Origin of the sequence: Stutzerimonas stutzeri, from assembly GCF_024448715.1 — a bacterium.
GTDB lineage: Bacteria > Pseudomonadota > Gammaproteobacteria > Pseudomonadales > Pseudomonadaceae > Stutzerimonas > Stutzerimonas stutzeri_AR.
In genome coordinates, this window is record NZ_JAMOHZ010000010.1 from 124,519 (window position 1) to 138,842 (window position 14,324).

Here is a 14,324-nt window from a genome sequence, read left to right on the forward strand (position 1 = left end):
CCTTCAGCTGCCGGAACAGCTCGGCCCGGCAGTTGCTGCAACATCCCCTTGCGTTCGAATTGCCTCCAAAACCGCTCGCGTCACCACACTTGAAACAAGCCAATCCCCGGAGACGGCTCATCTTGCTGCATTCATCAAAGCTCGTGCGCCACATGCCTTTGCTGGCGTGCCTGTCGCTCGCCACGCTGCTGTTCTGGTGGCAACCGGCCCGGGAGCTTTCCGCGACGCTGGTGGCGATGGCCTATCTGGGAGTCTGTCTGCATCTATGGCAGCACCACCGCCAAGCCGTTCCGCCGCACGAAACAACATCTAGCGCACTGCTGATCGCCTATGCCAGCCAAGGCGGCCAGGCCAAAGAACTTGCCGAGCGCAGCGCCGACCAACTTCGCGGCGCAGGTGTCGCGACCAGCGTTCTGCCCTTGAACGGCCTCAGTCCTGAGGCCTTGCACGATCACCGCCGCGTTCTGTTCATTGTCAGCACCTATGGCGAGGGCGAGGCGCCGGAAAACGCCGCACGCTTCGAACGCCAGTTGCTGAATCAGGTGCGCAACCTGTCGCACCTGGAATATGCCGTCCTCGCGCTGGGCGACCGTCAATACAACCACTTCTGCGGATTTGGCCGACGCCTCGATACCCGGTTGCGCGAGCTTGGCGCCTTGTCGCTATTCGATCGACTGGAGGCCGACCGTGGTGACGCCGGCGTGTTGCGTCATTGGCAACAACAGCTCGCCCATGTGGGCGGCAACAGCGACTTCACAGACTGGCAGCCCGCACCGTACCAGCGTTGGCGCCTCGACCTGCGTGAATGGCTGAACCCTGGCAGCCAAGGTGCGCCGGCTTTCCATCTGGGCTTGAGTGCAGTCGATGGCAGACACAACTGGCGCGCCGGCGACATCGCAGAAGTTGGCCCGCGGCATTCGCTAGCCGAGATGGACGCGTTACTACGGCGCCTTGGTCACGATCCACAGGCATCCATCGACCAGCTAACACTCGCCGATGCATTGTCCACGCGGCGACTGCCCGACGACGAAGCAGCGCTACTCGGTCTTGATATCGATGGGCTATTGGCGCTGCCGCTGTTGCCGCATCGCGAATACTCCATCGCCTCGGTCCCCGCGGACGGCCAGTTGCAGTTACTGGTTCGCGAAGCGCGACACGCCGACGGTCGTCTGGGAATTGGCTCCGGCTGGCTTTGCCGGCATGCGGTGATCGGCAATGAGCTTGACCTGCGGGTACGCAGCAATCCGGGTTTTCACGGTCCGGCTGCAGACACGCCGATGATCCTGATCGGCAACGGCACCGGCCTGGCAGGGCTACGCGCGCATCTGCGCGAACGCGCCGGCACGCCGGCCTCCATGAACTGGCTGGTGTTTGGCGAGCGCAGCGCACAGCACGATCAATTCTTTCGTGACGAGCTGCAAGCCTGGCTGATATCGGGTCATCTACAGCGACTGGATCTGGCGTTTTCCCGCGACCAGCCGGGGAAAATCTATGTGCAGCACCTTCTGCGCGATGCGGCCGACGAATTGCGGCGCTGGATCGACGAAGGCGCCGCGCTTTATATCTGCGGCAGCCTCGAAGGAATGGGGCGCGAGGTGCAACAGATCCTTGCCGGTGTGCTGGGCGACCAGCAGTTGCAACAGCTGACCGAGCAAGGGCGATACAAACGGGACCTGTACTGACGCAGAAGACTGGCAGCAGGCGCTTGGCCCCATCAGCCGTTCCAGGCGTTACCATCCGCGACAGCGAAACAGGACCGACAGGCACCAGCGCACGCTGAAAAAAAGCAAAAAAATGCCCGTATCTCTCGATACGGACATTTTTATTTTGCGGCCACCCTCAGCTATAAGTAGTGGCGCAGCACTCGCGCTTCGCTTAGAAGTGGAAGTTGGTACTCAGCAGCGCAGTACGGCCCGCGGCCACGTGTGCCATATGGCTGCCGTAAACCTGGTCGAAGTAACGCTTGTCGGTCAGGTTCTGCACGTTCAGTTGCAGATCCAGATTCTTGCTGACGCGATATGCGGCCATCGCGTCGTAGCGCCAGTAGCTCGGCACCTCGATGGTGTTGGCCGTATTGCCGAAGCGTGAATCGACGTAGTTGGCGCCGCCACCGACGGTCAGCTGCGGCAGCAGATGATAGGTTGTCCAGAAGCTAAAGCTGTTTTCCGGTGTGCTGGGGATCGCGTTCCCATCGTCGACGCCTGTTCCAACACCCTTGACCAACTCGCCATCGAGGTAGGTGTAGCTGGCAAAGGTTTGCCACTTCGAGGTGAGCTGGCCGTTGACGCTCAGCTCGAAGCCGGTGACTTCCGTTTCGCCAATATTCATCGGCAAGCCGTTTGCGTCGTTGACTCGAGCGTTGGTCTTTTCGGTCTTGAACACAGCCGCATCGACGCCAAGGCGATCATCGAGGAATTCCCACTTGGTGCCGATCTCGACGTTGCGGTTACGTTCCGGTTCAAGATCAAGCGTGTTGTAGGCAACGTTGGACGAGCCCTCGCCGCTGCTTTCACCGACCGGGTTACTGGAAGTCGACCAGGCTACATAGATGCTGCCATTAGGTAGCGGATTGAAAACCAACCCCGCTTGGTAATTCCAGAAATGAGAGCCGCTTTCTCGTTCGAAATCGCCGCTCGGCGATCCGCGGCCCGCCAGCGAACCGTAGCCGCTGGATGTCGTTTCGTAGTCGTCATAGCGCAACCCAAGATTCAACGACCATTGTTCGTTGAACTTCAGCGTGTCGAACACATAAGCCGCGAGCGTCCTGGTGTCGGTATCGGTGTAGTTGTCACTGTCTTCGATCGTTCCATTCCAGGCGGCGTCGTAGTTCGGGTTCGCCAAGTCGGCGCAGTCCGGGCCAATTGCCGTACAGACACGACCGCTCGTGCTGATGACATACGGCCGGTTGTGCGTACCTTGATCACTGATTTCCACACCCGTCACCACGCTATGTTCGACGCTACCAGTGTCGAAGCGCGCGCTCAGGTCCGTCTGGTTGACCCAACCTTCGGAAGTCGAGTTACGGCTCTTCGGCGAGCGAAAGACCAGCCCTTGATCCAGATTGCCGGCTACGGAGTCATTTGGCGTGGTGACGATGTAATCCAGCGTAGTGCGCACCACACGGGTGGTGTTGGACAGTGTCAGGTTGTCGTTAAGGTCATGCTCCAGCCTGATGGTGCCGGCGTCTGTGGTGCTTTCGCGATAGTCGCGGTGGCTCAGACCATAAAAATTGTCGCGATCGACACTCACCGGCACGCGGTTGGGATTTGCCGGTGTGGCATCGGTCAGCGGAATGCCGTAATCCGGCACATCGTCGGTTTCCAGGTGGTAGTAGGACAGCGTCGCGCGTGTCGGAGTGTCGAAACCGAAGGTCACGGTTGGCGCCACGCCCCAGCGGCTAACCTCAACGCCGTCGCGGCCAGCGACGTTGGCTTCATGCTTCATCAGGTTGAGACGGCCGGCGACGTTATCGCTGATCACCCGGTTCACATCGAGGGTGTAACGGCGGGTCTGATCGGAGCCGTAAGTGAAGCTGGCATCACCGAAGTTCTGGCGCTTGGCCGTCTTGGTGATCAGATTGAGGCTTCCGCCGGTTGAACCAGCCCCTGTATAGGCCGAGCCCGGCCCCTTGCTCACTTCGATTCGCTCGATGTTGAAAATCTCGCGGGTTTGCGAGCCGATGTCGCGCAAGCCGTCGATGAAGGTATCGCTCTCGGCATCGAAGCCACGAATGATCGGCCTATCGCCAGCCGGGTTGCCACCCTCCCCGGCGCCAAAGGTGATGCCTGACGTAGTGCGCAGAGCGTCGACCAGCGACAACGCACCCGTGTCACGGATCACCTGATCGGTAATTACAGTGATCGACTTGGGTGTTTCACGCAGCGGCGCGGTGTACTTCTTCGATGCCGAACCATCAGCCTTGTAGCTTTGCTCTTGGTTACCAACGACGGTCACCGAATCCAGGGCGACGGGCTCCTGATTGTCAGCGGGCGCTTTTTCCGCGTCCTGCGCGACTGCCGGTGCGGACAGCGCAGTAAGGGTCACGCCGATGGCCGAGACCAGCAAGCGGGGGTTTGAAGAGAGCTCTAGAGACGGACGCGACATCGGAAACAATATCCTTCAAAAAGTTGAACGCTATCGATAATTGCTATTATTAGCGACCGGCATTCTGATACATTCCGTCGCATTCCGAAACATTTAAATGCGAACAGCTATCATTTATCCGCCATCACCTTCCGGTGCACTCATGCTGTTATGCATCTCCCAGGTTTTTTCCGCAGACGAAACGCTCAGGATCCGCACTGCGCTGGAACAGGCGCAGTGGCTCGATGGCAAAGTCACGGCCGGCTATCAGTCGGCCAAGGCCAAACACAACCTGCAACTAGCCGAAGATGACTCGCTGAGCCGTGAGATCAGCGAAGCCATGTTGCAGCGGCTCTGGGAGCATCCTCAGTTCATGTCCGCTGCACTGCCAGGCAAGGTCTTTCCGCCGCTGTTCAATTGCTACACGGCCGGCGGCAAGTTCGGTTATCACATCGATAACGCCGTGCGACAGGTTCGCGGCAGCGCCGAACGGGTACGCACGGACCTCTCGGCGACGCTGTTCTTCAGCGAACCAGAAGACTACGACGGCGGCGAGCTGTTGATCCAGGACACCTACGGCACCCAGCGGGTCAAACTGGCCGCTGGCGACCTGGTGCTCTACCCCAGCACCAGCCTGCACAAGGTCGAAGCGGTAACCCGAGGTGCGCGATTCGCCTCGTTCTTCTGGATTCAAAGCCTGGTACGCGAAGATGCGCAACGCACCTTGCTCTATGACATGGACCAGGCGATTCAGCAGCTCAATCAGGACGTTCCGGATCACCCTTCGCTGGTGCAGCTCACGGGCACCTACCACAATCTGTTGCGGCGCTGGGTCGAGGTTTGATGGGCGCTCACCATCTGCATCGCGACGAGGCATTGAGCCTCGACCAGTTCGGCCTGGACCTCGAAGAGCACCCGCGGCGTGCCGCTCGCTGGATCATCCATGCCGCCAGCCAGGGCGAGCTGGAGGCCCAAGCATTGCTGGGGCAGATCCTCCTCGACGGGCGCGGCATCGAACAGGATCAGGCGCTGGCGCTGCAGTGGTTCAGCATCGCCGCAGAACGCGGTCATGCCATGGCCGCCAATATGGCGGGGCGCTGTCACGAGCATGGCTGGGGCTGTGTAGGCGATCTGTCCCGGGCGGCCCGCTATTACCGAAAAGCTGCCGACCTTGGCCTAGATTGGAGCCTCTACAACCTCGCCAACCTGGTCGCCACCGGCCGCGGCGTTGCGCAGGACCAAGCGTCTGCCTTTGCGCTTTATCGCCGCGCCGCCGAGCTCGGCCACGCCAAGTCGATGAACCTGGTCGGGCGTTATCTGGAAGAAGGCCTGATGGTCCCGGCTGATCGGGCGACAGCCTTGGACTGGTACCGACGCTCCGCCGAGGCGGGAGATTTTCGTGGGCAGTTCAGTTACGCCGCCGTGCTGATTAGCGAGCAGCGCTGGGATGATGCCCGTCACTGGTTGATCCAGGCGCTGTCGCTCGGTCACCTGAAATTTCTGCGCAAAGCCCGAGACGAACTGCTCGCAGCGAAGATCGCACCGATTGCCGACATCACTGCAAAGTATGCGGCACGGTGCGCCGAAATCGGCGATCAGAGCGATGCCCAGATCGCCGCTCGGCCTGCTGCAACGCAGCCCGTCGCGGATGCACAAATCACGTAGCGCGGTTTCCCGCAGCGTCAAGTTAGCGCTGTAGGGTGGGCTTCAGCCCACCACAAGCAGCTGGCGATCCCATCACGGTGGGCTGAAGCGGAACGCCGCCCGGCCCACCCTACCTCGCTGGCCGTTTAGCGTCGCTCCCCCGAATCGCAGAAACAAAAACGCCGCGAAGATCGCGGCGTTTTGCATAGAGACGATGCTTAGAGGTAGTACGCCTTCAGCGGCGGAAAGCCGTTGAACTCCACGGCGCTGTAGCTGGTGGTGTACGCACCCGTCGAGATCCAGTACATGCGATCACCGATGGCCAGGTTCAGCGGCAGGCCGTACTTGTAGTTCTCATACATGATGTCGGCGCTGTCGCAGGTCGGGCCAGCGATCACCACTTCCTCCATCTCGCCTTTCTTCTCGGTCCAGATCGGGAACTTGATGGCTTCGCCCATGGTTTCGATCAGGCCGGAGAACATACCGACGTCGGTATAGACCCATCGCTCCACCGCGGTACGCGACTTACGCGCCACCAGCACCACTTCGCTCACCAGGACGCCCGCGTTGGCGATCAGTGAACGACCCGGCTCGAGAATGATTTCCGGGAGGTCGTCGCCGAAGTCTTCCTTGAGGAAGCGGATGATTTCCTCGGCGTAGGTTTCCAGGCTGTTGGTCCGGGTGATGTAGTTGGCCGGGAAGCCGCCACCCATGTTGATCATCTTCAGCTCGATACCGTCTTCTTCTTTCAAGCGCTCAAAGATTACCTTGACCTTAGCGATTGCGGCATCCCATACCGAGATATCACGCTGCTGCGAGCCAACATGGAAGGAAATGCCATAAGGCTCGAGCTTCAGCTGACGCGCAAGAATCAGCAGGTCCATCGCCATGTCGGTCTGGCAGCCAAATTTGCGCGACAGTGGCCAGTCGGCGGTGGTCGAGCCTTCCGTCAGGATGCGCACGTAGACTTTCGACCCCGGCGCGGCCTTGGCGATATTGCGCAGGTCGGCTTCCGAGTCGGTGGCGAACATGCGCACACCCTTGTCGTAGAAGTAGCGGATGTCCTTGGCTTTCTTGATGGTATTGCCGTAGCTGATGCGCTCCGGGCCGACACCGCGGGACATTACCTTGTCCAACTCGTAGATCGAGGCGATATCGAAGTTGGAACCCTTGCTCTTGAGCAGATCGATAATCTCGACCGCCGGATTGGCCTTCACCGCGTAATAAACCTTGGCGAACTCGAAACCGGCGCGCAGATCGTCGTACGCCTTGTCAATGGTTTGGGTATCAATGACCACGAACGGCGTTTCGTGCTGGTCAGAGAAATCCTTCATCTTCTGGAAGGTGGAACGGGAATAATAGTCTTCGATATTGATCGACATGCATGGCTCCAAATCGGGAAACGTAAAGTCGGATTGGGGACTTGCGTCTGTTCTGCTCGCTGCGAGCAGGCCAGACCTAACATGAACGCCTGATCAGTTTCCCCACTTTGGTTCGCCTACTTCCCAAGGCATGTCGCCGAGTATTACGGCCAAGCCAAATGACAACCGCTGCATTCGTTCATGCTGCGTTGTCGCTGACCTGGTGGATCGTAATCTCTCGTCGTCAGTACTTGAGCCGGATGGATCGTTGCCAGCATGGACGTTCGGGCGCGAACTTTAGAACCACAGCTGTTACAGATCAACGAAAAATCCGCACCCGCTCCATTTTTTGCCGCGTTGGCGAACCTACCCTATTCAAACCGACAGATGTGCTGCGGTGATGTTCCATCCGTCTCGCCCCGCTGCGGACTGACGGAGCCTTGCGAGACCACCGGCAGGCCTCCTTGACGGCCCACGCCTGGAACGCCCTTTGCGCTATAATCGCCGGCTTTTTTCCGACACGCTTTCTATACCGGGACCGCCATGACCTCTCAGGCCGCCGAAGTCGCGAAGCGCCGCACCTTCGCCATCATTTCCCACCCCGACGCGGGCAAGACCACGATCACCGAAAAGCTCCTACTGATGGGCAAGGCCATTGCCGTGGCCGGTACCGTGAAATCGCGTAAATCCGATCGTCACGCAACGTCCGACTGGATGGAAATGGAAAAGCAGCGCGGTATCTCCATCACCACCTCGGTAATGCAGTTCCCCTACCGCGAGCACATGATCAACCTGCTCGACACGCCCGGCCACGAAGACTTCTCGGAAGACACCTACCGCACCCTGACCGCGGTGGATTCGGCGCTGATGGTCCTCGACGGCGGTAAGGGCGTAGAGCCGCGCACCATCGCGCTGATGGACGTTTGCCGTCTGCGCGACACGCCCATCGTGAGCTTTATCAACAAGCTCGACCGCGACATCCGCGACCCCATCGAGCTGCTCGACGAAATCGAAGCGGTCCTGAAGATCAAGGCCGCGCCCATCACCTGGCCGATCGGCTGTTATCGCGACTTCAAGGGCGTGTATCACCTCAAGGACGACTACATCATCGTCTACACGCCGGGCCATGGGCACGAGCGTACCGACGTGAAGATCATCCAGAACCTGGACTCCGATGAAGCGCGCAGGCACATCGGCGACGAATACGACCGCTTCGTCGAGCAGCTGGAGCTGGTGCAGGGTGCCTGCCACGAGTTCGATCAGGACGAATTCATCAAGGGTCAGCTGACCCCGGTGTTCTTCGGCACCGCCCTAGGCAACTTCGGCGTCGACCATGTGCTCGATGCGGTCGTTGACTGGGCGCCGCGCCCACTGCCGCGTGAAGCCAACGAGCGGGTGGTCGAGCCGGTTGAAGAGAAATTCACCGGCTTCGTCTTCAAGATCCAGGCGAACATGGACCCCAAGCACCGCGACCGCATCGCCTTCATGCGCATCTGCTCGGGCAAGTACGAAAAAGGCATGAAGCTGCGCCACGCGCGGATCGGCAAAGATGTGCGCATCGCAGACGCCCTGACCTTCTTCTCCAGCGAACGTGAGCAGCTGGAAGAAGCCTGGGCCGGCGACATCATCGGCCTGCACAACCACGGCACCATCCAGATCGGTGACACCTTTACCGAAGGCGAAAACCTCGGCTTCACCGGCATCCCGCACTTCGCCCCGGAGCTGTTCCGCCGCGTCCGCCTGAAGGACCCGCTGAAATCCAAGCAGCTGCGTCAGGGCTTGCAAGAACTGGCCGAGGAAGGCGCGACCCAGGTGTTCTTTCCCGAGCGCAACAACGACATCGTCCTCGGCGCGGTCGGCGTGCTGCAGTTCGACGTCGTCGCCAGCCGGTTGAAAGAGGAATACAAGGTTGAATGCGCCTATGAGGCGATCAACGTCTGGTCCGCCCGCTGGATCGAGTGCGACAACGAGAAGAAGCTCAAGGAATTCAGCGACAAGGCTTATGAGAACCTTGCGGTCGATGGCGGCGGCCATCTGACTTATTTGGCACCAACGCGGGTGAATCTAGCGCTGATGGAAGAACGTTGGCCTGACGTGAAATTCAGGGCGACGCGCGAGCATCATTGAGTAACGCGACGATGCAACGTTCGCCGGCGCGCTGTAATGTGCCTGTTGCATAAAAGCTTCGCGAGCAAGCTCGCTCCTACAGGCCTGACTCAGCCTCACTTGTAGGAGCGAGCTTGCTCGCGAATGAAGCGCCGCCGCTTTTGACCCCAGGCATCAACAGAAGGACGCAACGGAATGCGCTTTCATGGATGCGACCTACGCAAAGGGCGAGTCAGTCTGCCCAACCAGCCCTATGTGCTGACCTGCGTGACGCTGAACCGCACCGCCCTGTTCACAGACTGGCCTGCCGCGTCGTCGTTGGCGTGGGAAATCCACCAGATCGGGCAGTCGGACGCAATCGAGTCCTTGGCCTGGGTAGTCATGCCCAACCATCTGCATTGGCTCGTGCAGCTGAGAACTGGCTCGCTGGGCCAGCTGATGCAGCGCCTGAAATCACGAAGCGCGATTGCCACCAACCGTCTCAACGGCGGCCAAGGCGCGATCTGGCAGAAGGGCTATCACGACCGCGCCATCCGCAACGAGGAAGACCTGCGCAACGTTGCGCGGTACATCGTCGCGAACCCGCTGCGCGCCGGGCTGGTTAAGCGCATCGGCGACTATCCGTTCTGGGATGCTGCGTGGTTGTGATGATGCTTACTCGTCTAGCGACTTAAAAGCTTCACCAGCAAGAACTCGGCGTCCCCCTTGCTCCTACAAAAGCATCAGCGGCACCGAAACTCGTAGGACCGAGTTAGCTCGCGAATACCTGCACCATTGCCAAAGCTTCGCCAGCAAGCTGGCTTCTACAAAGCGAATGCGAGCCGGGTCTGTAGGAGCGAGCTTGCTCGCGAATGTTCTTAACGGTCATCCTCAAGCGTCCACGCGACCACCGAATCCCCAATCTTGGTCCCGAACGACCCGTGCCCACCGGCCATTTGCACGACGTACTGCTTGCCGGTCTTCTCCGAAACATAAGTCATCGGCGTCGCTTGCCCACCCGCCGGCAGCCGCGCTTTCCACAGCTCTTCGCCGGTCTGCAGATCGTAGGCGCGCAGGTAGTAATCCAGCGTGCCGCTCATAAAGGCCACACCGCCTGCGGTGACGATCGGGCCGCCCAGTGCCGGCGTACCCACCGGGAACGGAATGCCCAGCGGCGCACTGTCACGGCTGGTGCCGTTCTTATGCATCCAAACCTTCTTCATGGTGCGCAGATCAACTGCGGTGACGAAGCCCCACGGCGGGGTCTGGCATGGCAGGCCCAACACCGACAGGAAAGGCTCCAGCCTGACCATGTAGGGCGCGCCGAGGTTTGGTTGCAGACCGGTCTCGCCGCCGCCGGAACGCTCATCGGGATCGACTTCGCTGCGCTTGACCATGGTCGAGACGAACGCCAGATAATTCGGCGCACCGAACAACAGCTGCCGGCTCGGATCGACCGCCACAGATGGCCAGTTAAAGGTGCCGACGTTGCCCGGATAGATCAGCGACCCCTTCTGCGACGGCGGCGTGAAATCACCGTCGTAACGCAACTTGCGGAACTGGATCCGGCACATCATCTGGTCCAGCGGGGTGCCGCCCCACATGTCCTTCTCATACAGCGGTTCGTCGGGCGCATAGCTGAGCGCCGACGCCGGCTGAGTCGGGGCAGTGAAGTCACCGTAATCGGTGCCCTGCGGCACGGAAAACTCCTCCACCGGCACGATGGGCTCGCCTGTGCGGCGGTCAAGCACATAGAGGTCGCCGCGCTTGGTCGGCTGGATGATTGCTGGGACCTTGCCCTGCGGTCCGTCGATGTCGATCAGGGTTGGCTGGGACGGCAGGTCGCGGTCCCAGAGGTCGTGATGGACGGTCTGGAATTCCCAGCGCACCTTGCCGGTCGCCAGATCCAGCGCGACCAGAGTATCGGTGAAGCGTTCGGATTGTGGCGTACGCGGTTCTGCCCACTGGTCCGGCGTCTGGTTGCCTGTGGGGATGTAGACCAGGCCCAACGACTCGTCCGCCGTCGCGGTGGTCCACCAGTTCGGCGTGCTGCGCGTATAGGTTTCGCCTGGCGGCAACGGCTCGGTAGCGTCCGGATTGCCCGGATCGAAGTTCCAGATCAACCGCCCATTGCGAACGTCGTATGCGCGAATAACACCACCGGGAGAATCCACCGAACCGTTATCGGTAACGGACCCTCCCACGATGACCAGTTTCTCGGTCACCACGGGCGGCGAAGTCGGTAGATAAACGCCCAGCGCGCCCTCACCCAAGCCGACTTTTAGATCCACCACCCCGGAATCGCCGAAATCTTCACAGGGCTTGCCGTCTTCTACGTCGAGGGCGATCAGTGTGGCGTCGTTGGTCGGCAGGAACAGCCGACGCTCGCAGCGTGCAGCGGGCTGGTCCGGCTGCCCGGTGGTCGAGGCCGCCGCGGCATAGCGGGTCGCATCATGGAAGGCCAGGCCACGGCAGGTCATGTGCTGGTAATACTCGGCCTCGCGATTGATGTTCGGGTCGTAGCGCCAGCGCTCCTCGCCAGTATCGGCATCCAGCGCAATGGCGATGCTGTGCGGCGTGCAGATGTACAGGCTATTGCCAACCTTCAGTGGCGTCACTTCATAAGTAAACTCGCCGGGATCGTTCGGCCCTGGTAGGTCGCCGGTGTGGTATTCCCAGGCTTTTTCCAGCTTGCCGACGTTCTCCGGCGTGATCAGATCCGCCGTCGAGTACCGGTCACCCTGCTCGGACCCGCCGTATGACGGCCACTCGCTCTCAGAGCGACCGGCCTGCCCTTGCGGGTCGAGGCCCTGCATTTGCGCGTCGCTGAATTCGCCAGTGATCGAGTGATAATCCTGCGTCAGCGAGTAAGCCGCCATCAGCGCCCCGGCCAGCAGGCCGAGCCCGAGCAATCCGCTGGCACCGTCGCGCCAGACCAACCGGTCGCTCACGTAGCGATTGACGAAAGGCAGGATCAGCCAGAGGCCGAGAATGCACCAGAGATCGATCCGCGGCGCCAGCTGCCACCAGTCGAAGCTGACTTCGTAGAGCGCCCAGACCAGTGTCGCCAGCAGCAGCACCGCATACAGCCAGATAGCCGCACGGCGCCGGGCAAACAGCAGGCCCGCCACCACCAGCAGCCCAATGCCGGCGATCAGGTAGTACCAGGACCCGCCCAGTATCGCGAGGTAGCCGCCGCCGACCGCCATCAGCCCGCCCAGCACCAAAACTACTAAGGCAGTCAGGGTGATACGCAAGGGTCGTGGCTCGTATTCGATACTCATGCAACGCTCTCCTGCCGATTCGTTCTTCAAAGCAAGCTGGCGAAACTTTCTGACACAAAGGTCTCAACCAGCTTTTAGTGGATACGACGGGAAGGGCTTTAGTTCAGCATTTTCGGCCCGCCGATCAGGTTGCTGCCTCAACGGCGAGCGGCTGAGCCTCGGGCTGCTTGATCACGGCGTAAATCACCCCGGTCACCAAACTGCCGGCGAGGATTGCGAGCAGATACAGCAGCGCGTGGTTGATGGCGTTGGGAATCAGCAGCACGAACAGGCCACCATGGGGCGCGAGCAGCTTGGCACCGAAGGCCATCGACAGCGCACCGGTCAGCGCGCCGCCGGCGATGCTCGCGGGAATCACGCGCAGCGGGTCTTTCGCGGCGAAGGGAATCGCGCCTTCGGAGATGAAGCAGCAACCGAGCACCAGCGCGGCCTTGCCGGCTTCGCGCTCGCTCTGGGCGAACTTGCGCCGGGCGATGATGCTGGCGATGCCCATGCCTATCGGCGGCACCATACCGGCGGCCATGGTCGCGGCCATCGGTGCGTAGCTTTGCGACGCGAGCAGTCCAACAGAGAAGGCATAGGCCGCCTTGTTCACCGGTCCGCCGAGGTCGACGCACATCATGGTACCGAGCAGCAGCCCGAGCAGAACGGCGTTGGACGTGCCCATGGTGTCGAGAAATTCGGTGAGACCGGCGAGCAGCTTCGCCACCGGCGTGCCCACCACATAAATCATCACCAGGCCGGTGACCAGGCTGGCCAGCAACGGGATGATCAGGATCGGCTTGAGCGACTCGACACTGGCCGGCAACGGAATCCAGCGACTGACCGCCTTGGCCGCGTAGCCGGCGACGAAGCCTGCGATGATCCCGCCAATGAAGCCCGCACCCAGCGTGCCGGCCAGCAGCCCGCCGATCATGCCAGGCGCGAGGCCAGGCCGGTCGGCAATGGAGTAGGCGATGTAGCCGGCCAGCAAGGGAACCATCAACTGAAAAGCCGTTTCGCCGCCGATCTTCATCAGCGCCGCGGCCAAGGTGCCTTCCTCCTTGAATGCTTCGATGCCGAAGACGAAGGACAACGCGATCAGCAAGCCGCCGGCCACCACCATCGGCAGCATGTACGAAACGCCAGTGAGCAGGTGCTTATAAACGCCGGTCTTTTCGCCCTTCTGCTCGCCGCCGCTGGCACTGACCGCGGCGCCGCCGCTGAGCACCGTGGCTTCTTCCAGCGCGCGATCCAGCGTCGCATCGGGTTGTTTCAGCGCTACACCGGTGCCGCAGCGAAACACTCGCTTACCGGCGAAGCGGGCGACGTCCACCTCGATATCGGCGGCCAGCAGCACCGCATCGGCTTCTTCGATAGCCTGCGCGTCGAGCACATTGCGTGCACCCACCGAGCCGCGGGTTTCCACCTGCAAATCGTAACCCTTGCGGATCGCCGCCTGCTGCAGGGCTTCGGCAGCCATGAAGGTATGCGCCACGCCGGTCGGGCACGCGGTGATGGCCACCAGCTTGGGTTTGCTGCGGGACTGGGCTGCATCAGCCTCGTCATCCTGTTGCAGTTCGCCGGCCGTCTCGGCGGCGCTGCGCAGGAAGCCTTCCGGGTCAAGCAAGGCTTCGGACGGCGTCGATTGAGCGACGCGCTTACCGATGAAGCGTTGCAGCGATAACGGCCCGGTCTTGACCACCACGACCAGGTCAGCATTGGCAATCTGCGCGGATGTGAGCGGCGAGCCGATGGCCTTGGGATCGTGGACTTCCACGGCGGTCGACCAGCCCAGGCGATGGGCAGCCGCTTCGAGCAAGCGCGACGTGAGCACGCTGGTGACCATTCCGTTGGGACAGGCCGTGACGATGAGAAGATTCATTCC

At 61.1% G+C, this 14,324-nt stretch carries 9 protein-coding genes; 5 read left to right on the plus strand and 4 right to left on the minus strand.

Annotation, left to right across the window (positions count from 1 at the left end):
- Nucleotides 1-125 precede the first annotated feature (125 nt).
- Nucleotides 126-1,682 carry a sulfite reductase flavoprotein subunit alpha gene (locus tag NAV33_RS19775; RefSeq protein ID WP_336605406.1) on the plus strand — a complete coding sequence of 519 codons (1,557 nt, stop codon included), beginning with the start codon at nt 126-128 and terminating at the stop codon, nt 1,680-1,682.
- Between the two features lie 193 nt (nt 1,683-1,875).
- On the opposite strand, the gene NAV33_RS19780 is transcribed toward NAV33_RS19775, so the two are convergent.
- Entirely contained in the window at nt 1,876-4,104 is a 2,229-nt protein-coding gene (locus NAV33_RS19780) for a TonB-dependent receptor (RefSeq protein ID WP_255983241.1), read from the minus strand.
- Nucleotides 4,105-4,246: 142 nt separating this feature from the next.
- Here NAV33_RS19780 and NAV33_RS19785 point away from each other — a divergent pair, with 142 nt between their 5' ends.
- Complete coding sequence (locus NAV33_RS19785) at nt 4,247-4,927, plus strand: Fe2+-dependent dioxygenase (protein ID WP_255983242.1); 681 nt, start codon at nt 4,247-4,249, stop codon at nt 4,925-4,927.
- Nucleotides 4,927-5,748: a tetratricopeptide repeat protein gene (locus tag NAV33_RS19790; RefSeq protein WP_255983244.1), complete on the plus strand. Its 822-nt coding sequence runs from the start codon at nt 4,927-4,929 to the stop codon at nt 5,746-5,748. Before NAV33_RS19785 ends, NAV33_RS19790 begins: the two co-directional genes overlap by 1 nt.
- A 197-nt stretch (nt 5,749-5,945) precedes the next feature.
- On the opposite strand, the gene NAV33_RS19795 is transcribed toward NAV33_RS19790, so the two are convergent.
- Entirely contained in the window at nt 5,946-7,109 is a 1,164-nt protein-coding gene (locus tag NAV33_RS19795; protein WP_255983246.1) for a type III PLP-dependent enzyme, read from the minus strand.
- 522 nt (nt 7,110-7,631) lie between these two features.
- Here NAV33_RS19795 and NAV33_RS19800 point away from each other — a divergent pair.
- Both NAV33_RS19800 and NAV33_RS19805 read left to right on the plus strand, forming a co-directional pair.
- Nucleotides 7,632-9,215: a peptide chain release factor 3 gene (locus NAV33_RS19800; RefSeq protein WP_255983248.1), complete on the plus strand. Its 1,584-nt coding sequence runs from the start codon at nt 7,632-7,634 to the stop codon at nt 9,213-9,215.
- Nucleotides 9,216-9,389: 174 nt separating this feature from the next.
- Nucleotides 9,390-9,842, plus strand: a complete 453-nt coding sequence (locus NAV33_RS19805; RefSeq protein ID WP_255983250.1) for an REP-associated tyrosine transposase — start codon at nt 9,390-9,392, stop codon at nt 9,840-9,842.
- 209 nt (nt 9,843-10,051) lie between these two features.
- On the opposite strand, the gene NAV33_RS19810 is transcribed toward NAV33_RS19805, so the two are convergent.
- Nucleotides 10,052-12,457: a glucose/quinate/shikimate family membrane-bound PQQ-dependent dehydrogenase gene (locus NAV33_RS19810; RefSeq protein WP_255983252.1), complete on the minus strand. Its 2,406-nt coding sequence runs from the start codon at nt 12,455-12,457 to the stop codon at nt 10,052-10,054.
- Between the two features lie 124 nt (nt 12,458-12,581).
- On the minus strand, nt 12,582-14,321 hold the full coding sequence (locus NAV33_RS19815) for a PTS fructose-like transporter subunit IIB (protein ID WP_255983254.1): 1,740 nt from the start codon (nt 14,319-14,321) through the stop codon (nt 12,582-12,584).
- Nucleotides 14,322-14,324 lie beyond the last annotated feature (3 nt).